The organism is Pseudomonas sp. W2-17, from assembly GCF_041060445.1.
Lineage (GTDB): Bacteria > Pseudomonadota > Gammaproteobacteria > Pseudomonadales > Pseudomonadaceae > Aquipseudomonas.
This window is the reverse complement of record NZ_JAUFNS010000017.1, coordinates 100934-117768: the sequence shown is the minus strand read 5'-3', so window position 1 is coordinate 117768 and position 16835 is coordinate 100934. Positions and strand designations below refer to the sequence as shown.

Below are 16835 nucleotides of genomic sequence, written 5' to 3'. Positions count from 1 at the left end.
CCACTGTCTGCAAAGGCTTATTCGGCAGGGGGAACGTAGCCGTCGGCCTTGGCGTATTCCTCGCCGGACAGGTATTTGTCCATCTCGGTCTGCAGGAATTTGCGATCTTCGGCGTTCATCATGTTCAGGCGGCGCTCGTTGATCAGCAGGGTCTGGTGTTTCTGCCAGTCGCCCCAGGCTTTCTGCGAGACATGGTTGTAGATGTCTTCACCTTTGGCGCCCGGATACGGCGGGCGGTCCAGGCCAGGCAATTCTTCTTTGTATTTGCGGCACATTACGGTGCGGGTCATGAGGACTCTCCTGCATTCAATACGTCGGCTGCGTGTTTCAGCAGTTTCTTCACCGGGGCAGCAAGGCCCAGGCGCGGCGGGGTGGCGAGGTTATACCAGAGCCAGTCGTCCTCGGCCACGTGATGGGCGGACGCGTGGACCCGGACCAGCCAGGGTTCGATGCTCAGTTGAAAATGGCTGAACGTGTGGATCAGGCCGGGCAAGGCTTGATGCTCGCCCAACTCGAGGGCGTGCTGGTCGGCCAGATGCTGCATGTCGTTGAAGTCGTCCAGTTCCGGCAGGCTCCACAGTCCGCCCCACAACCCGGTCGAAGGGCGGCGATAAAGCAGAATCGCGCCTTCGTGGTTGGCGAAGATAGGCATCAAGGTGCGTTTTTGCGGCACGACCTTGCGCGGCTTCGGGATGGGATAGCGGGTTTCCTGGCCGAGCATGTGCGCCTCGCAACCGCGCTCAAGGGGGCAGAGCAGGCAGCTAGGTTTGGTCCGGGTGCAGAGCGTGGCGCCCAGGTCCATCATCGCCTGGGTGTAGTGATTGACCCGGCTGTGCGGCGTGTAGCGCTCGGCCGTGGCCCACATCTGCTTCGCCACTTTGGGCTCGCCGGGATAGCCTTCCTGGGCGGTGAAGCGGGCGAGTACGCGCTTGACGTTGCCATCGAGTATCGGCGCGCGCAGGCCCATGCTGATGCTGGCAATCGCGCCTGCCGTCGAGAGGCCGATACCCGGCAGCTCGACGAGCTTTTCCACGTCGCGGGGGAATTCACCGCCGTGCTCGGCCACCACGATTTTCGCGGCTTTCTGCAGGTTGCGCGCGCGGGTGTAGTAGCCCAGCCCGGTCCACAGATGCAGGACCTCATCTTCCGGCGCCTCGGCCAGAGCCTGCACCGTGGGCAGCGCTTCCATGAATTTATCGAAATAGCCAAGCACCGTGCTGACCTGGGTTTGCTGCAGCATGATTTCCGACACCCACACGCGGTACGGGGTGATGTCGTGTTGCCAGGGAAGATCGTGACGGCCGTGGCGGTCGTACCAGTCGAGAACGGCGGAGGAGAACTGCTCGGGTTGCATCAAGGCTTCCGGTGATCAAAAGATGTTGGGTTGCTATATACGACGCCAGACGCCGCGCTGTCGGAGGCCAGCCAGAGATGAATGTGGGAGTGAGCTCACTCCCACAACTGAACGGCGCGGCGCCTGTTAGTCAGGGTTAACGCTTGAACAATCCCTTGATCGCATCCTTGAGCTCGGGACTGACCTTGTCCCCCAGCTTTTCATCGATCTTGTCGCCAATCCGGTCGCCTGCCAGTTTCGCGGCCACTTTGCCCAGGCCGTCGTTATCCAGGCGACAGGCCTTGGCGCCCATTTCAAGCGGGCCACGGCAGAGCACTGGCCATTCGATGCCGACAAAACGCGGGTTCACTTCGCAGGCCGGGTCCGGCATGTCGCTCTTGTCGCCTTCGATGATCACGCCGACGCGATAGTTCATGCCCATCACGCGCAGGTCGATGTCGCCATCGCCGTTGACGGTCAGGCCCGGCGTGCGGACTTTCAGGTCCGGGTTGCTGGCGACGCCATTGCGGAACACCAGGTTGCCGTTCAACTGCTGGAAGGGCGTGTCCTTGCCGCGCGGTTCGCCACTCAAGCTCTTGCGATTAAGCGTCGAGATGCCACGGCACAGCTGCTGTTCAAGGTTGGCATTGACCAGCACGCCGTCGTTCAGCGCAAAACTGGCGGTGCCGTTAAGGCTCTCGACCAATGCTTTCTCGCTGTTGCCTTTGGCGGTCACATCGCTGGTGAGGTTAAGCAGGCCGCGCAGAGGCGGCGTGGTGCCCTGGCTCTGAATGAAGTGCTCCACCGGCACCTTGGCGATTCGGGTCTGAACGCTCGCCAAGGGCACTTCGGGACGCGCGTCGAGATTGCCTTTGACCTCGAAATTGCCGTTGTACAAATCGCCGCGCAGGCTGTCGACCGTGATCACGCCATCGAGCGCAGAAGTCTTCAGCGCCGCATTCTGGATCGGCAGTTTTTCCAGCGTCAGCTTGCCGAAGCTCAGGTCGGCGTCGACATCCAGTTTGCGCAGGCGCTCGAGCGATAGCAGCTTCGCATCGCTCCAGGCACCTTGGGTCGGCTGGTTCGGCAGCGGCGAAGTGCCGGAGGCCACCATGGCTTCGGCCTCGGCACCTTGAACTTCTGCTCTGCGCGCGGCGCCGGCGCTCTTCGCCTGTTCACCCTCGGGCACGCGGTAGCGGTCGGCGTTGAACGTATCGGCCTTGAGTTGAAGGCGCAGGGACTGTTTGGCGAAGTCTTCCACAGCGACGTGGCCGGTGATGGTGCTGTCGTCGAGTTTCACCGTAAGGTCATCCAGCGAGACGCTGTTGGGCGTTGCCGCGATGCGGGTGACCAGTTCCAGTTTGTTCAGACTGCCGTCACCAAGGGCTGGCGCGGGCTGGCCGATGTTGTCGAGAAAGTCGCGCAGGTTGAACTGGGCAATCGAGATACCGCCCGTGAGCTGCGGCGTCTTGTCTAGGTCACGCACGTGCAGCTCGCCAAGGGCGCGCAGTTGATTGGCGGACAGCTTCAGATTGGTCCATTCCGCCACGTTGGCGGACATGTCTGCCAGCAACTGGCCCTGGGCCGAGAACGTCAGCGTCTTGCCCTGGAGCGGATCGCCCGTCACATCACCGGAGAAACGCATGTCGTCGAGCTGGTAACGCTTGAGCACGCGATCGAAACGCAGCTTGCCGGTCAGTTCGGTTTTGGTGCGCACGACGGGTTGATTGGTGCTGAGGAACGCGGTGAGTTTCAGCGGGATATCGGTCGCGTTGTGGATCGGGCCGGTGCTCAACTGGATGCTCTCGGCGGTGAACTGCCGGGCCTTGGGAATATCGTTGAAATCGATGCGCGCGTTGTTCACGGTCAGGCTGTCGATGTCCAGCTTGAGCGGCTGCCATGGCTTGTCGGGCTTGGCCGATGCAGTGTCGGCTGGCGCACCGGGTGTGGCAGGGGGCTGGGCTGGATTGGGCGCGGTAGCGGGTACTTTGCCGATGTCTTCCCAGTTGCCGTGGCCGTTTTCGTCGCGGGTCAACGTGAGGTTCAGGCCCTCGACGCGCACGTCGCTCATCTGCACTTCCTTGCGCAGCAGCGGCAGCACCCGCACGGACAGCCCGAGCATCTGCAAGTCGGCGAAAGGTTTGGTCGGCTCGCTCAAGGTGGCGACGCTGGCGTCGTGCAGCTCCAGGCCCAGCCACGGAAACAGGCTCCAGCCAATATCGCCGTTGAGTGTCAACTCGACGTGGGCGCGATCGCGAACCAGTTTTCGAATCTCGTCTTTGTAGTCGTTGGGATCAAAAAAGTGGGTCAAGGCAAAGCCAAGAGCCACAATGATCAGCAACAGCCCGAGAAGGGTGAGCCCCAGGATTTTGCCGAACGCTTTCATGGGCGAGTCCTTGTGTCGAGTCGTTCAAAATTTAGCCCGCGAGTATAGCGTTCTCGGGCAAGCACCGGGTTTTGGATCGCCACCGACGCCGCCGATCAAATCGGCAGCGCCCGAAGCAGTGACAAACGGCGCGAAAAAGGTAGTAGCAGAATGCTTTCTTTTACGCCGCAAATGGTAATCTCGCGCCATTCGCCAGCCTTGCTGCGTCGAATTGTCACGTAAAGAGATGTTCTGCCGATAAACCACCGAGGCCTGCGTGCTTTAAGAGTGGTGGCGGAGCGATGTCGCTGTTCTTGCGGGATACAACTATAAATTGGGGGCAACAATCAAATGACTACGAGCACTGCTCTGGGCGGTACTGCCGCTCAGCCTGCGTTCTTGTCCAAAGAGCGCATTATCGCCAAACGCGGTTTCAACCGTTGGCTGGTTCCGCCAGCTGCATTGGCAATCCACCTGTGTATCGGCATGGCCTACGGCTTCTCGGTGTTCTGGCTGCCGCTGTCCAAGGCAATCGGCATCAAGTCCGCTGTTGCCTGCCCGGCTGACATGGGTTTCTTCGAGCAAGTCGTTTCGTCCAGCTGTGATTGGCCGATCTCCATGCTCGGCTGGATCTACACCCTGTTCTTCATTTTCCTGGGTTGCTCCGCAGCCATCTGGGGCGGCTGGCTGGAACACGCAGGCCCGCGCAAGGCCGGTGTCGTCTCGGCGCTGTGCTGGTGTGGCGGTCTGCTGATCTCGGCCCTGGGCGTTTACACGCACCAGATCTGGCTGATGTGGATCGGCTCGGGCGTGATCGGCGGTATTGGTCTGGGCCTGGGTTATATCTCGCCGGTCTCGACACTGATCAAGTGGTTCCCGGACAAGCGCGGCATGGCGACCGGCATGGCGATCATGGGTTTCGGCGGTGGCGCGATGGTTGGTGCCCCGCTGGCAACCGCACTGATGAGCCACTTCGCCACGCCTGAAAGCGTCGGTGTCTGGCAGAGCTTCGCAGTGATGGCGGTGATTTACTTCATCTTCATGATCGGCGGCGCACTGTCCTATCGCGTTCCGCCGACCGGCTGGAAACCTGAAGGCTGGACCGCTCCGGCGAAGAAAGCCAACAGCGCGATGATCACCAACCGCCATGTGCATGTGAGCGTTGCGTGGAAGACGCCTCAGTTCCGTCTGGTCTGGCTGGTGCTGTGCCTGAACGTTTCGGCAGGCATCGGCATCCTGGGCATGGCTTCGCCCCTGCTGCAGGAAGTGTTCGGCGGCAAGCTGCTGGGCACCGATCAGCCGTTTGGCCAACTGGATGCCTCGCAACTGGCGGCCATCGCGGCCATCGCGGCGGGCTTCACCGGTCTGCTGAGCCTGTTCAACATCGGCGGTCGTTTCTTCTGGGCTTCGTTCTCGGACTACATCGGCCGTAAAGCCACCTACTTCGTGTTCTTCGCGCTGGGCTTTTTGCTCTACGCGTCGGTGCCGACCCTGGGTCACCTGGGCAGCGTTGCGCTGTTCGTGGCGGCGTTCTGCGTCGTGCTGTCGATGTACGGCGGCGGTTTCGCGACCGTTCCGGCTTACCTGGCCGACCTGTTCGGTACGCAGATGGTCGGTGCAATCCACGGTCGTCTGCTGACCGCATGGGCTGCCGCTGGCGTGCTCGGCCCTGTGCTGGTGAACTACCTGCGTGAGTATCAGTTGAGCCACGGCGTTGCACGTGCCGATGCTTACGACATCACCTTGTACATCCTCGCGGGTCTGCTGGTGTTGGGCTTTATCTGCAACATGCTGGTGCGTCCGGTAGCCGACAAATACTTCATGACCGACGAGCAATTGAAGACTGAGCAAGCCATCGGTCACGATGCCGGCGCCGACCACAGCACCTCGCTGGAATGGAAAGCGGATCCGAGCACCAAGCCGTTGGCGATTCTGGCCTGGCTGGCAGTGGGCATTCCGTTGGCGTGGGGCGTGTGGATCACTCTGCAGAAAACTGCGGTGCTGTTTCACTAAAACCATGGCGGGATCGGTCTGAAGATTTCAGGCTGAACCCGTTAGTGTGAGGGTGGGAGCGAGCTTGCTCGCGAAGGCGGTCAGACCGTCGACAGATATGTCGAATGTAAGGACCTCGTCGCGAGCAACCTCGCTCCCACTTTTTTTCCCAAATGTCTTCGCTTGTACGCACATGTCTATCCCATGCGGCCCGCATTTCCCTCGGTCCGGCATTGCTCGCTTCATGTTTCTGTTTCCCCGCCACACGCCTATAATGGCCGCCTTTTCGCCCAATGATTTTGCGGAGCTGGTGATGGCCGAACGTATGGTGTTCGTCGAGCGCGACACTCTGGAAACCCAGATCAAAGCCTCGATCAACCTGGATGGCACAGGAAAGTCCCGATTCGACATCGGCGTTCCTTTTCTTGAACACATGCTCGACCAGATCGCCCGTCACGGGCTGATCGATCTGGACATCGAATGCAAAGGCGACCTGCATATCGACGATCACCACACCGTGGAAGATGTCGGCATCACGCTGGGTCAGGCGTTCAGCAAAGCCATCGGCGACAAAAAAGGCATCCGTCGCTACGGCCACGCCTACGTCCCGCTCGATGAAGCGCTGTCGCGCGTGGTCATCGACTTCTCCGGTCGGCCTGGCCTGCAAATGCACGTACCGTACACCCGCGCCACCGTTGGCGGCTTTGATGTGGACCTGTTCCAGGAGTTCTTCCAGGGCTTCGTCAACCACGCCAATGTCACGCTGCACATCGACAACCTGCGCGGCCACAACACCCACCACCAGATTGAAACCGTCTTCAAGGCGTTCGGCCGTGCACTGCGCATGGCGGTAGAACTGGACGACCGCATGGCTGGCCAGATGCCGTCGACCAAAGGCGTGCTGTAATGCAGACCGTTGCCGTTATCGACTATGGCATGGGCAATCTGCACTCGGTGGCCAAGGCGCTGGAGCACGTCGGCGCCGGTCGCGTGCTGATCACCAGCGATGCCGACGTCATCCGTGAAGCTGATCGTGTCGTGTTTCCCGGTGTTGGTGCGATTCGCGACTGCATGGCGGAAATTCGTCGCCTGGGCTTCGATGCCCTGGTGCGTGAAGTCAGCCAGGACCGTCCGTTTCTCGGGATCTGCGTCGGCATGCAGGCGCTGATGGAGCGCAGCGAAGAGAGTGGCGGCGTCGATTGCATCGGCGTTTTGCCCGGTCAGGTGCGCTTCTTTGGCAAGGATCTTCACGAAGACGGCGAGCACCTGAAAGTCCCGCACATGGGCTGGAATGAAGTGGCGCAGGCCGTGGATCACCCGCTCTGGGCCAACATTCCGGACATGGCGCGGTTCTACTTCGTGCACAGCTACTACATCGAATCGCCGAACCCGCAGCAGATCGTCGGCCGTGGCCACTACGGTCATGACTTCGCCGCTGCATTGGCCGATGGCTCGCGCTTTGCCGTGCAGTTCCATCCCGAGAAGAGCCACACCCATGGCCTGCAGTTGCTGCAGAACTTCGCGGCGTGGGACGGCCGCCGGTAATGAGCAAGAAGACCAAACCGCCGATTCTGACCCTCACTCCCGAACAGGAGAGCGAGGCGTGCCACACGATCAAGCGGTTCATGGAAGACCGTTTCGAGCTGGACCTGGGTTCGTTCGAAGCGGCTGAAATTCTGGAATTGTTCACCCGCGAGATCGCGCCGCATTACTACAATCGGGCGATTTTCGATGTTCAGACGCACCTCAAGGAGCGTTTCGAAAGCATCGAAAGCGACCTGTGGGCGTTGGAGAAAAGCAGCTAGAAGCGGCAAGTTTCAAGCTGCAAGAATGGTTAGATGCGCAGACTTGCAGCTTATAGCTCGCGGCTCGCAGCTCTTTTGACGAAGGAAAAAGAATGCTCATTATTCCCGCGATCGACCTTAAAGATGGCGCCTGTGTACGTCTGCGCCAGGGCCGGATGGAAGATTCCACGGTGTTCTCCGATGATCCGGTGAGCATGGCTGCCAAATGGGTCGAGGGCGGTTGCCGTCGCTTGCACTTGGTGGACCTGAACGGTGCGTTCGAGGGCCAACCGGTCAATGGCGATGTCGTGACGGCGATTGCCCGTCGTTACCCGAATCTGCCGATCCAGATCGGCGGCGGTATCCGCTCGCTGGACACCATCGAGCACTACGTCAAAGCCGGCGTGAGTTACGTGATCATCGGCACCAAGGCGGTCAAGGACCCTGACTTCGTCGCTGAAGCCTGCCGCGCGTTCCCGGGCAAAGTGATCGTGGGTCTGGATGCCAAAGACGGCTTCGTCGCCACCGACGGCTGGGCCGAAGTCAGCACTGTGCAAGTGATTGATCTGGCCAAGCGCTTTGAAGCCGACGGCGTCTCGGCCATCGTTTATACCGATATCGCCAAAGACGGCATGATGCAGGGCTGCAACGTCCCGTTCACCGCCGCGCTGGCCGCTGCGACCCGTATTCCGGTGATCGCCTCGGGCGGCATTCATAACCTGGGCGACATCAAGGCGCTGCTCGACGCAAAAGCACCGGGCATCATCGGCGCAATCACCGGCCGTGCGATCTATGAAGGCACCCTGGATGTGGCTGAAGCACAGGCGTTTTGTGATTCGTACAAAGGCTGACTGGCACGCCCCCGTGTAGGAGTGAGCTTGCTCGCGATAGCAGTGTGTCAGACGTATGTTTGCTGACTGACCCGGCGCATCGCGAGCAAGCTCACTCCTACAGGGACGTGCTTCAAATCAGAATGTTGTGATGTTGGGCAGATTCCCAACCGTTTTCGGAGAACCGGCCCATGGCCCTCGCCAAACGCATCATCCCTTGCCTCGACGTCGACAATGGCCGTGTGGTCAAGGGCGTGAAGTTCGAGAACATCCGCGACGCCGGTGATCCGGTCGAGATCGCCCGGCGTTATGACGAGCAGGGTGCCGACGAGATTACCTTCCTCGACATCACCGCCAGCGTCGATGGCCGCGACACCACGCTGCACACCGTCGAGCGCATGGCCAGTCAGGTGTTCATTCCGCTGACCGTGGGCGGCGGCGTGCGCACCGTGCAGGATATTCGGAACCTGTTGAATGCCGGTGCGGATAAGGTCTCGATCAACACCGCTGCGGTGTTCAACCCCGATTTTGTCGGCGAAGCGGCCGCGCGTTTCGGTTCGCAGTGCATCGTCGTTGCCATTGATGCCAAGAGGGTCTCCCTGCCCGGCGAAACCCCACGCTGGGAGATCTTCACCCACGGCGGTCGCAAGCCGACTGGGCTGGACGCGGTGATGTGGGCGAAGAAGATGGAAGACCTGGGCGCTGGCGAAATCCTGCTGACCAGCATGGATCAGGACGGCATGAAGAACGGTTTTGACCTGGGCGTGACCCGGGCGATCAGCGATGCCCTTGGCATCCCGGTCATCGCATCGGGCGGTGTAGGCAATCTTGAGCATCTGGCCGCCGGCGTGCTGGAAGGCCACGCCAGCGCCGTGCTGGCAGCGAGTATTTTCCACTTCGGCGAATACACCGTGCCGGAAGCAAAGGCGTACATGGCGGCGCAAGGGATCGTGGTTCGCTGAGGCGCCTCCGGCCGTTCAGCCGCTGAGTATCGGCGGCCGTCTAGCACTCTTCGCGAGCAAGCGCGCTCCTGCATTGGGGGCGTGCGCCGCGGCGGGTCATGACCAACCTGCTCTGAAAACCACCATGCCTACCGCCGAACTGGACTTTGCAGATCGTTAACGGCACTCTCTTGCCGTCGTCAGGATCAGGTGCCAGGGATATGTTCAAAGGTGTTTTTCTTGCACTGATCAGCGTCGCGACGTTGCTGTCAGGCGCCGCCCGGGCCGACGATACACCGGCCTATTCGATGGTCCTTCTGACCGAAAACTTCCCCCCTTACAACATGGCCACCGACGGCAAGAATTTCGCCCAGGAAGCCAACATTAAGGGCATCGCCGTCGAAGTGGTGCGCGAGACCTTCAAGCGCGCCGGTATCGGCTACAACATGACCCTGCGCTTCCCCTGGGATCGCATCTACAAACTGGCGATGGAAAATCCCGGCTACGGCGTGTTCGTGACCGCGCGATTGCCCGAGCGCGAAACGCTCTTCAAGTGGGTCGGCCCCATTGGCCCCGACGACTGGATTCTGCTGGCGCGGGCTGATAGCCCAATCCAGCTGAGTACGCTTGAGGCCGCGCGGTCTTACCGCATCGGGGCCTACAAAGGCGACGCCATCGCGGTGGAGCTTGCGCGTCAGGGCATGAAGCCGATCACCGTGCTCAGCGACAAGGACAACGCCAGGAAGCTGGTCGACGGTCAGCTCGACCTGTGGGCCACCGGCGATCCGGCGGGGCGGTACCTGGCGCGGCAAGAGGGCATCACGGGATTGAAGACCGTGCTGCGTTTCAACAGCGCCGAACTGTTTTTGGCGCTGAACAAAGACACCCCCGATGCGGTGGTCAAGCGGCTGCAAAGTGCGCTGGACCAACTGCGCAAAGAAGGCGTGGTCGATTCGATTTTCGCTAAATACCTCTAATCACTTCTGGCACCTCTGTGGCGAAGCGCCTTCGGCCTAGCGATAACGCCCGTTCTTGCCATGGCCGGCCATCGCCTCATTTCCGCGCTCAGTGACCATGTGGCGGATCTCGATCAGCTCTATACCTTCGGATTTAAGCGTGGGCAGCTCGCGCTCGAGCACATCGAGCGTCACTGGATAGGGATGGCCGATCATCACGGCCGAGCCTTGCTTGTGAGCGAGCTTGATTGCCGTCTGTAGCTGGCCGCTAATGGCCTCTGCGGTGCGCTCGTCGTCGAGGAAGACATCCCGGGACACGCTGGCCAAGCCGATCTTCTGAGCCTCTGCGGCGGCAACGGTTTTGGCGCTGGTGCGGCTGTCGACCAGAAACAGATGACGGCGCTGCAACTCACCCACCAGCCAGCCCATGGCCACCGGCTCAGCGGTCATGCGGCTGCCCATGTGGTTGTTGATGCCGGCGGCGTAGGGGACTTTCAGCAACGCAGCGTTCAGACGCGATTCGAGTTCGGGCAGCGGCAGTTCGGGATGCCAGGCGTACGGCCCGGTCGCCGGATCCATGGGCATGTGCAGCATCACTGTCTTGCCAGCCTTGTGCGCCTGGCGGGCGAAGTCGGTGGCGTGAGGCGTGTCGGGCATGATCGCCAGCGTCACGGGGCCGGGAAGGGCCAGCGCACGACTGTCCCTCTCAGGGTTTTGTCCGAGATCGTCGATGATCAGGCTGAGATAGGCGACCTTCGGCGCTTTGACGACGGTCGCTGAGGATTCGGCGGGCGCTGCGTGTGCAGCACCCGTTGTGACGGCAAGGGCGCAAATGAGCCCGGTCAACCAGACGCGCATCTCAATTGCCGCGCGTGACACTCAAGCCCTTGAGCAAGCTGAGGGCCTGGTTCATCTGGTAGTCATCGTCCTGCGGACGCGCCTTGCCAGCCTTGGCCTTGGTGGTCGGTTTGTCCGCGCCGCCGTTGCCGTTGCCCAAGTGGCCGAGCAGATCAGCCTCTTTGTAGTTGTCGCCATCGGCTTCGGCGGTGAGCTTGGCGCGTTTGACTTCGATGTCCGGGTTGATGCCCTGAGCCTGAATCGAGCGACCGTTCGGCGTGTAATACAGCGCCGTGGTGATCTTCAGCGCGCGGTCGTTGGCCAGCGGCAGAACGGTCTGCACCGAGCCTTTGCCGAACGTATCGGTGCCCATCAGGATGCCGCGCTTCTGGTCTTGCAACGCACCGGCGACGATCTCCGACGCCGAGGCGCTGCCGCCGTTGATCAGCACAACCAGAGGCACGCCCTCGCTGGCGTCGGCCGGGTCTGCCGAGAAGCGAAGTTCGGAGTTGGCGATGCGGCCTTTGGTGTAAACGATCAGGCCCTTGGTCAGGAAGTGGTCAGCCACTTCAACCGCCGCCTGCAACACACCGCCCGGGTTGTTGCGCAGGTCGAGGATCAGGCCGCTCATCTTCTTGCCGTTGTCTTTGCGCAGCTTGGCCAGCGCCTTGCCGACTTCCTCACCGGTCTTGACCTGGAACTGGGTGATGCGGATGTAGCCGTAACCCGGCTCCAGCATCTGCGCCTTCACGCTCTTGACCTGAATGGTCGCGCGCGCCAGCGTCACGTCGAACGGGGTGCCACCGTCACGTACCAGCGTGAGGGTGATTTTCTCGCCGAGCTTGCCGCGCATCTTGTCCACGGCTTCCTGCATCGTCTGGCCCTGGGTCGGCGTGCCGTTGATCTTGACGATCAGGTCACCTGCCTCGATTCCGGCCTTGGACGCAGGGGTGTCATCGATGGGGGAGACGACTTTTACAAAGCCGTCTTCGACGCCCACTTCGATGCCCAGCCCGCCGAACTCGCCGCTAGTGCTTTCCTGCAGCTCCTGGAAATCTTCCGGGCCCAGGTAGGCGGAGTGCGGATCGAGGTTGCTGAGCATGCCCTTGATGGCGTTTTCCAGCAGGGTCTTGTCATCCACGGGTTCGACGTACGCGGCTTTGATCCGGTCCATGACCTCGGCGAAGGTGCGCAGCTCGTCGAGCGGCAGCGGCGCCTTGATGTTCGCGGCATTGGCGGGCGCAGTGGCGGCTGGCGCAGCAGCAGGTGCGGCACCAGCAGCCTGGGCCAGAGGAGCGCCGATAACCACGGCGATAGTCAGGGCCAGCGAGGTGAGGCGGGACGAAAACAGCATGTCTTACGAACTCCTGAGTGAGGTGTCGACTTATCCTTGAGTGCGACACCATTGGGCCGGATCACTAGGGCGACCCTGCTGACGAATAGCGAAATACAACGCCGGAGTGTCCTGACCACCACCACTGTTACCAACAGTGGAGATCGCTTCTCCGGCTTTTACGACGTCACCGGCCTCTTTCAGCAGGCTCTGGTTGTGACCGTACAGACTCAAATAACCATTGCCGTGGTCGAGAATGACCAGAAGCCCGGCGCCGCGCAACCAGTCGGCAAAGACCACCCGACCACCGTGCACCGCGCGGACCTGGCTGCCTGCAGCCGCACTGATCAACACACCGTCCCACTTGGTGCGCTCGTCATCGCCGCGGCTTTCACCGAATCGCGCCAACAATCGACCATCGACAGGCCAAGGAAGTTTTCCCTTTGCTTGCTCAAAAGCGCCGCCGTACGACTGACCGGCACTGGAAACCATCGCGCCGGGCGCTTTGATCGGACGACGCGGCGCTTCATCGCTGTCGTCCTTGCTGTTGTCTTTTTCACGGCTTTTCGCCAGCGCTTCCTGCTCGCGCTGCCGTTTCTCGGCCTCTTGCTGCGCAAGCAAAGCCTTCTGGCGCGCCTCTTCGGCTTCGCGGGCCTGGCGGGCGAGGGTTTCTTCGATGGTCTTGAGAACCTTGGTCAGGTCGGCTTGATCCTGCTGCCGCGACTGCAGCTTCTGGTCGCGAACCTTGTAGTCCTGATTCAGCTTGGCCAGCGCCACCTGACGTTCCTGGCGCACGGTATCAAGCTGGGCTTTCTGGTCATCCAGCGAGCTCTTCTGCACTAGAAGTTGCGCTTGCTGCAGGTCGATGTCTTTCTCGACGCCGGCCAGTTGGCGCAACGTTTCATTGAAGTTGCGCAACTGCTCCAGGCGCGCCTGGCTCAGGTAATCGTAATAAGTGAGGGTGCGGGCGAATTTTTCGGGGTTCTGCTGATTGAGCAGCAGTTTGAGGTATTCCTGGCGGCCGCTCTGATAAGCAGCGCGGGCCTGGATGGCGATTAGTCGTTGCTGTTCAACGCGTGCGCTTTGGAGTTTTTTTTTCTCCTGGTCGAGCCGTTGCAGCTCGCTTTCAGTCTTTTTTAGTTCCTTTTGCAGGGCCTCCACCTGCTTTTCCAGCTTGCCCATCTCAGTTTCAGTGGAGCGCAGGTCTTTCTGGACGCCGGACTTTTCTTCCTGCAACTGGCCCAGCGCTTTCTTCAGTTCGGTGATGTCCTGACGCGTAGCATCCAGCTGTTTCTGCGTTTGTGCGCGATCATCGTCGGCGAAGGCCGGATTGAGCATACAAATCAAAGCGAGGGTGATCAGGGCGCGAAGCATGAGGTTGGGCGATACCAGGAGTGAAGACGGGCCTAGTATGCCCGGCGGTGGCTGCAAAAAAAACGCTCGGACGACGTGGCCGTCAGAGATTTCATACAAAACCGGCCCGCCAGCGACTGGCGGAACGGTTCGAGAGGCTTACTTGGCGACCAGAATCGACGTGCCGGTCATTTCTTGCGGGATTTCCATGCCGAGCAGCGTCAGCATGGTCGGCGCGACGTCCGCCAACACGCCGCCGCCGCGCACCTTCAGGTCACGCTGGCCGACATAAATGAACGGCACCGGCTCGGTGGTGTGAGCGGTATGAGGCTGGTGGGTCTGCTCGTTGGTCATCTGTTCGACGTTGCCGTGGTCGGCCGTAATCAGCGCTTCGCCGCCGACTTTTTCCAGCGCCTGGGTGATGCGCCCGACACAGACGTCCAGGCACTCAACCGCTTTGACTGCTGCTTCCATTATCCCGCTGTGGCCCACCATGTCGCCGTTGGCATAGTTGACGACGATCACGTCGTAACGCTGATGCTCGATGGCGTCGACGATTCGGTCGGTGACTTCCGGCGCGCTCATTTCTGGCTGGAGGTCGTAAGTGGCCACTTTGGGTGAAGGGATCAGAATGCGCTCTTCGCCGGGGAAGGGTTCTTCACGACCGCCGGAGAAGAAGAACGTCACGTGGGCGTACTTCTCGGTCTCGGCGATGCGCAGCTGAGTCTTGCCGTTGTTCGAAAGGTATTCGCCGAGCACGTTGTGCAGGCCGGCCTTTTCGAACGCCGCCGGTGCGTCGATGGTGGCCGCGTACTTGGTCAGCGTGACGAAGCCGGCCAGTCTGGCCTGACGACGACGGGCGAAGTCCGCGAAATCGTCTTCGACGAATACGCGGGTCAGTTCGCGGGCACGGTCGGAACGGAAGTTCATGAACACCACCGCGTCGCCGTCTTCGACTGTCACCGGCGCGCCGATGCTGGTGGCTTTAACGAATTCGTCGTTCTCGCCTCGCTCATAAGCGGCGTCCAGCGCGGCCTTGGCGTTGTCGGCGTGGAATTCCGAGGTGCCGTCGACGATCAGGTTGTAGGCGGCTTCGACACGGTCCCAGCGATTATCGCGGTCCATGGCGAAGTAGCGGCCGATGATCGTGGCAGTGCGACCTTTGCCCAGGCGCGCGTAGGCCGCTTCCATGGTCTCAAGGTATTGATGGGCGCTGCGCGGTGGCGTGTCGCGGCCATCGAGAAAGGCGTGCAGGTAGATCTTGTCGGCGCCGCGCTTGGCGGCCAGCTCGACCATCGCCACCAGGTGATCTTCATGGCTGTGAACGCCGCCGTCGGACAGCAAGCCAAGGATGTGCACGGCCTTGCCGGCGCCCACGGCCTGATCGACTGCTTTGCAGATGGCGGGGTTTTCGAAGAACTCGCCGTCGCGGATCGCTTTGGTCACGCGGGTGAAGTCCTGATACACCACGCGGCCGGCGCCCAGGTTCATGTGGCCGACTTCGGAGTTGCCCATCTGCCCGTCAGGCAGACCGACATCCATGCCGGACCCGGAGATCAAGCCGTTTGGCATGGCCTGGTACAAGCGATCGAAGACCGGCATCTTCGCTGCATAGACCGCATTGCCGTGGTGGCTGTCGCTGTGACCGAAGCCGTCCAGGATGATCAGAACCAAAGGTTTAGGCGTGGTAGTCATGAATCCCACTCTTGGCTAATAGGTGAAGTAGAAAAAAGATCGACAGTTTAGGGACAAGTTCAAATCAGCGACAAGCTAAACGAAGTCACTGCCGTACGGGCTTTGGCCGACCTTGGGTGCTGTGTATACTGGCCGACATTTTAACGCCCTGGAACCTGATGATGGTTGCTCACCTGATTGAATTTGCCACGAATCACTATTTGCTGACGGGTGCTTTCGTCATCCTGCTGGGCCTGCTGATCGCAACGGAGCTTAGCAAAGGTGGCCGCAGCCTGAGCACCGGTGAGCTGACCGCCCTGGTCAACCGCGATGAAGCCGTTGTCATCGACGTCCGCGCCAAGAAAGACTTCACTGCCGGTCACATCGTCGGCGCGGTGAATTTCCCCCAGGACAAAATCCTGACCCGCACTGCGGAGCTGGAGAAATTCAAGCCTAAAACCCTGATCATCGTCGACGCCGCTGGCCAGCACGCCGGCCATACCGCTCGCGAACTGCTGAAAGCGGGCTTCAACGCCGCCAAGCTGTCCGGTGGTATTTCGTCGTGGCGCGGTGACAACCTGCCGCTGGTGAAGTGAAATGACTGACGTCGTCGTCTACTCCAGCGATTACTGCCCTTATTGCTCCCGCGCCAAGTCGTTGCTGGCGGGCAAGGGTGTCGGCTTCCAAGAGATCAAGGTCGACGGCAAGCCACAGATTCGCGCTGAAATGACCAAGAAATCCGGGCGTACCTCGGTTCCGCAGATCTGGATCGGCCCGGTCCATGTTGGCGGTTGCGATGACCTGTTCGCGCTGGAGCGCGCCGGCAAGCTGGATAAGCTGCTGAGCGCCTGAATTCGAACCGGGATGTGGAAACGATGGTTTTTTGCACAGCCCGGAAGCCTACAAGACCCCAATGTAAGGATCTGAGATGACTGATCAACCGAACAACGGCGCCACTTCCAACGAAGAAGAAGCACCGCAGTTTTCCCTGCAACGCATCTACGTCCGCGACCTGTCGTTTGAAGCGCCAAAAAGCCCGGCGATCTTCCGTCAGGAATGGACCCCGAGCGTTAGCTTGGACCTGAACACCCGCCAGAAGCAGCTGGAAAATGACTTCTACGAAGTCGTGCTGACCCTGTCGGTCGAAGTGAAGAACGGCGACGAGATCGCCTTCATCGCTGAAGTCCAGCAAGCCGGTATCTTCCTGATCAAGGGCCTGGATGCCAGCTCGATGAGCCACACCCTGGGCGCGTTCTGCCCGAACATCCTTTTCCCGTACGCTCGCGAAACCATCGACAGCCTGGTTGTCCGTGGCTCGTTCCCTGCGCTGATGCTGGCCCCGGTGAACTTCGACGCCCTGTACGCGCAAGAACTGCAACGCATGCAGGAAAGCGGCGAAACGCCAACGCCTACCGTTCAGTAAGCGTTGTCGCTGCA

At 60.8% G+C, this 16835-nt stretch carries 17 protein-coding genes; 10 read left to right on the top strand and 7 right to left on the bottom strand.

Annotated elements, in window-relative coordinates; genetic code table 11:
* Positions 1-17: 17 nt before the first annotated feature.
* The 3 genes from QWI20_RS20450 to QWI20_RS20440 form a co-directional block, all read right to left on the bottom strand.
* Entirely contained in the window at positions 18-290 is a 273-nt protein-coding gene (locus tag QWI20_RS20450; RefSeq protein WP_192130801.1) for an oxidative damage protection protein, read from the bottom strand.
* Positions 287-1354 carry an A/G-specific adenine glycosylase gene (gene mutY / locus QWI20_RS20445; protein ID WP_369306969.1) on the bottom strand — a complete coding sequence of 356 codons (1068 nt, stop codon included), beginning with the start codon at positions 1352-1354 and terminating at the stop codon, positions 287-289. Before mutY ends, QWI20_RS20450 begins: the two co-directional genes overlap by 4 nt.
* A 136-nt stretch (positions 1355-1490) precedes the next feature.
* A complete protein-coding gene (locus QWI20_RS20440) occupies positions 1491-3719 on the bottom strand; it encodes an AsmA family protein (RefSeq protein WP_369306968.1) in 2229 nt (742 codons plus the stop codon).
* Between the two features lie 330 nt (positions 3720-4049).
* Between QWI20_RS20440 and QWI20_RS20435 the strand changes: the two genes are divergently transcribed.
* The 7 genes from QWI20_RS20435 (at position 4050) to QWI20_RS20405 (ending at position 10222) form a co-directional block, all read left to right on the top strand.
* Entirely contained in the window at positions 4050-5711 is a 1662-nt protein-coding gene (locus QWI20_RS20435) for an OFA family MFS transporter (protein WP_369306967.1), read from the top strand.
* Positions 5712-6003: 292 nt separating this feature from the next.
* Entirely contained in the window at positions 6004-6597 is a 594-nt protein-coding gene (gene hisB / locus QWI20_RS20430; protein ID WP_065987388.1) for an imidazoleglycerol-phosphate dehydratase HisB, read from the top strand.
* A complete protein-coding gene (gene hisH / locus QWI20_RS20425) occupies positions 6597-7235 on the top strand; it encodes an imidazole glycerol phosphate synthase subunit HisH (protein WP_369306966.1) in 639 nt (212 codons plus the stop codon). Before hisB ends, hisH begins: the two co-directional genes overlap by 1 nt.
* Positions 7235-7495, top strand: a complete 261-nt coding sequence (locus QWI20_RS20420) for a DUF2164 domain-containing protein (protein ID WP_037016295.1) — start codon at positions 7235-7237, stop codon at positions 7493-7495. The genes hisH and QWI20_RS20420 overlap by 1 nt, the downstream gene beginning before the upstream one ends.
* Before the next feature lie 92 nt (positions 7496-7587).
* Positions 7588-8325, top strand: a complete 738-nt coding sequence (gene hisA / locus QWI20_RS20415; RefSeq protein ID WP_369306965.1) for a 1-(5-phosphoribosyl)-5-[(5-phosphoribosylamino)methylideneamino]imidazole-4-carboxamide isomerase — start codon at positions 7588-7590, stop codon at positions 8323-8325.
* 170 nt (positions 8326-8495) lie between these two features.
* Positions 8496-9266 carry an imidazole glycerol phosphate synthase subunit HisF gene (gene hisF, locus QWI20_RS20410; RefSeq protein ID WP_369306964.1) on the top strand — a complete coding sequence of 257 codons (771 nt, stop codon included), beginning with the start codon at positions 8496-8498 and terminating at the stop codon, positions 9264-9266.
* Between the two features lie 200 nt (positions 9267-9466).
* Complete coding sequence (locus QWI20_RS20405) at positions 9467-10222, top strand: substrate-binding periplasmic protein (protein ID WP_369306963.1); 756 nt, start codon at positions 9467-9469, stop codon at positions 10220-10222.
* 36 nt (positions 10223-10258) lie between these two features.
* On the opposite strand, the gene QWI20_RS20400 is transcribed toward QWI20_RS20405, so the two are convergent.
* The 4 genes from QWI20_RS20400 to gpmI all read right to left on the bottom strand — a co-directional run bounded on the left by QWI20_RS20400 (position 10259) and on the right by gpmI (position 15419).
* Positions 10259-11059: a divergent polysaccharide deacetylase family protein gene (locus tag QWI20_RS20400; protein WP_369306962.1), complete on the bottom strand. Its 801-nt coding sequence runs from the start codon at positions 11057-11059 to the stop codon at positions 10259-10261.
* A gap of 1 nt (position 11060) precedes the next feature.
* Positions 11061-12392 carry a S41 family peptidase gene (locus QWI20_RS20395; RefSeq protein ID WP_192171289.1) on the bottom strand — a complete coding sequence of 444 codons (1332 nt, stop codon included), beginning with the start codon at positions 12390-12392 and terminating at the stop codon, positions 11061-11063.
* A 30-nt stretch (positions 12393-12422) separates the two neighbouring features.
* On the bottom strand, positions 12423-13745 hold the full coding sequence (locus QWI20_RS20390; protein ID WP_369306961.1) for a murein hydrolase activator EnvC: 1323 nt from the start codon (positions 13743-13745) through the stop codon (positions 12423-12425).
* 138 nt (positions 13746-13883) lie between these two features.
* On the bottom strand, positions 13884-15419 hold the full coding sequence (gene gpmI, locus QWI20_RS20385; RefSeq protein ID WP_369306960.1) for a 2,3-bisphosphoglycerate-independent phosphoglycerate mutase: 1536 nt from the start codon (positions 15417-15419) through the stop codon (positions 13884-13886).
* 161 nt (positions 15420-15580) lie between these two features.
* Between gpmI and QWI20_RS20380 the strand changes: the two genes are divergently transcribed.
* From QWI20_RS20380 to secB, 3 genes are all read left to right on the top strand, one after another.
* A complete protein-coding gene (locus QWI20_RS20380; RefSeq protein ID WP_192171481.1) occupies positions 15581-15994 on the top strand; it encodes a rhodanese-like domain-containing protein in 414 nt (137 codons plus the stop codon).
* Between the two features lies 1 nt (position 15995).
* Positions 15996-16250 (top strand): glutaredoxin 3, encoded by a 255-nt coding sequence (gene grxC, locus QWI20_RS20375; RefSeq protein ID WP_192171286.1) that lies wholly within the window; start codon positions 15996-15998, stop codon positions 16248-16250.
* 76 nt (positions 16251-16326) lie between these two features.
* Entirely contained in the window at positions 16327-16821 is a 495-nt protein-coding gene (gene secB / locus QWI20_RS20370; protein WP_192171285.1) for a protein-export chaperone SecB, read from the top strand.
* Positions 16822-16835: the final 14 nt, after the last annotated feature.

Bases quoted from the DNA above. Each gene is read 5' to 3' on its own strand.
- QWI20_RS20420 (WP_037016295.1), top strand. From the start codon at position 7,235: ATGAGCAAGAAGACCAAACCGCCGATTCTGACCCTCACTCCCGAACAG.
- gpmI (WP_369306960.1), bottom strand. From the start codon at position 15,419: ATGACTACCACGCCTAAACCTTTGGTTCTGATCATCCTGGACGGCTTC.
- hisB (WP_065987388.1), top strand. From the start codon at position 6,004: ATGGCCGAACGTATGGTGTTCGTCGAGCGCGACACTCTGGAAACCCAG.
- hisF (WP_369306964.1), top strand. From the start codon at position 8,496: ATGGCCCTCGCCAAACGCATCATCCCTTGCCTCGACGTCGACAATGGC.
- mutY (WP_369306969.1), bottom strand. From the start codon at position 1,354: ATGCAACCCGAGCAGTTCTCCTCCGCCGTTCTCGACTGGTACGACCGC.
- QWI20_RS20440 (WP_369306968.1), bottom strand. From the start codon at position 3,719: ATGAAAGCGTTCGGCAAAATCCTGGGGCTCACCCTTCTCGGGCTGTTG.
- hisA (WP_369306965.1), top strand. From the start codon at position 7,588: ATGCTCATTATTCCCGCGATCGACCTTAAAGATGGCGCCTGTGTACGT.
- QWI20_RS20390 (WP_369306961.1), bottom strand. From the start codon at position 13,745: ATGCTTCGCGCCCTGATCACCCTCGCTTTGATTTGTATGCTCAATCCG.
- QWI20_RS20380 (WP_192171481.1), top strand. From the start codon at position 15,581: ATGGTTGCTCACCTGATTGAATTTGCCACGAATCACTATTTGCTGACG.
- QWI20_RS20395 (WP_192171289.1), bottom strand. From the start codon at position 12,392: ATGCTGTTTTCGTCCCGCCTCACCTCGCTGGCCCTGACTATCGCCGTG.
- QWI20_RS20435 (WP_369306967.1), top strand. From the start codon at position 4,050: ATGACTACGAGCACTGCTCTGGGCGGTACTGCCGCTCAGCCTGCGTTC.
- QWI20_RS20400 (WP_369306962.1), bottom strand. From the start codon at position 11,059: ATGCGCGTCTGGTTGACCGGGCTCATTTGCGCCCTTGCCGTCACAACG.
- hisH (WP_369306966.1), top strand. From the start codon at position 6,597: ATGCAGACCGTTGCCGTTATCGACTATGGCATGGGCAATCTGCACTCG.
- grxC (WP_192171286.1), top strand. From the start codon at position 15,996: ATGACTGACGTCGTCGTCTACTCCAGCGATTACTGCCCTTATTGCTCC.
- secB (WP_192171285.1), top strand. From the start codon at position 16,327: ATGACTGATCAACCGAACAACGGCGCCACTTCCAACGAAGAAGAAGCA.
- QWI20_RS20450 (WP_192130801.1), bottom strand. From the start codon at position 290: ATGACCCGCACCGTAATGTGCCGCAAATACAAAGAAGAATTGCCTGGC.
- QWI20_RS20405 (WP_369306963.1), top strand. From the start codon at position 9,467: ATGTTCAAAGGTGTTTTTCTTGCACTGATCAGCGTCGCGACGTTGCTG.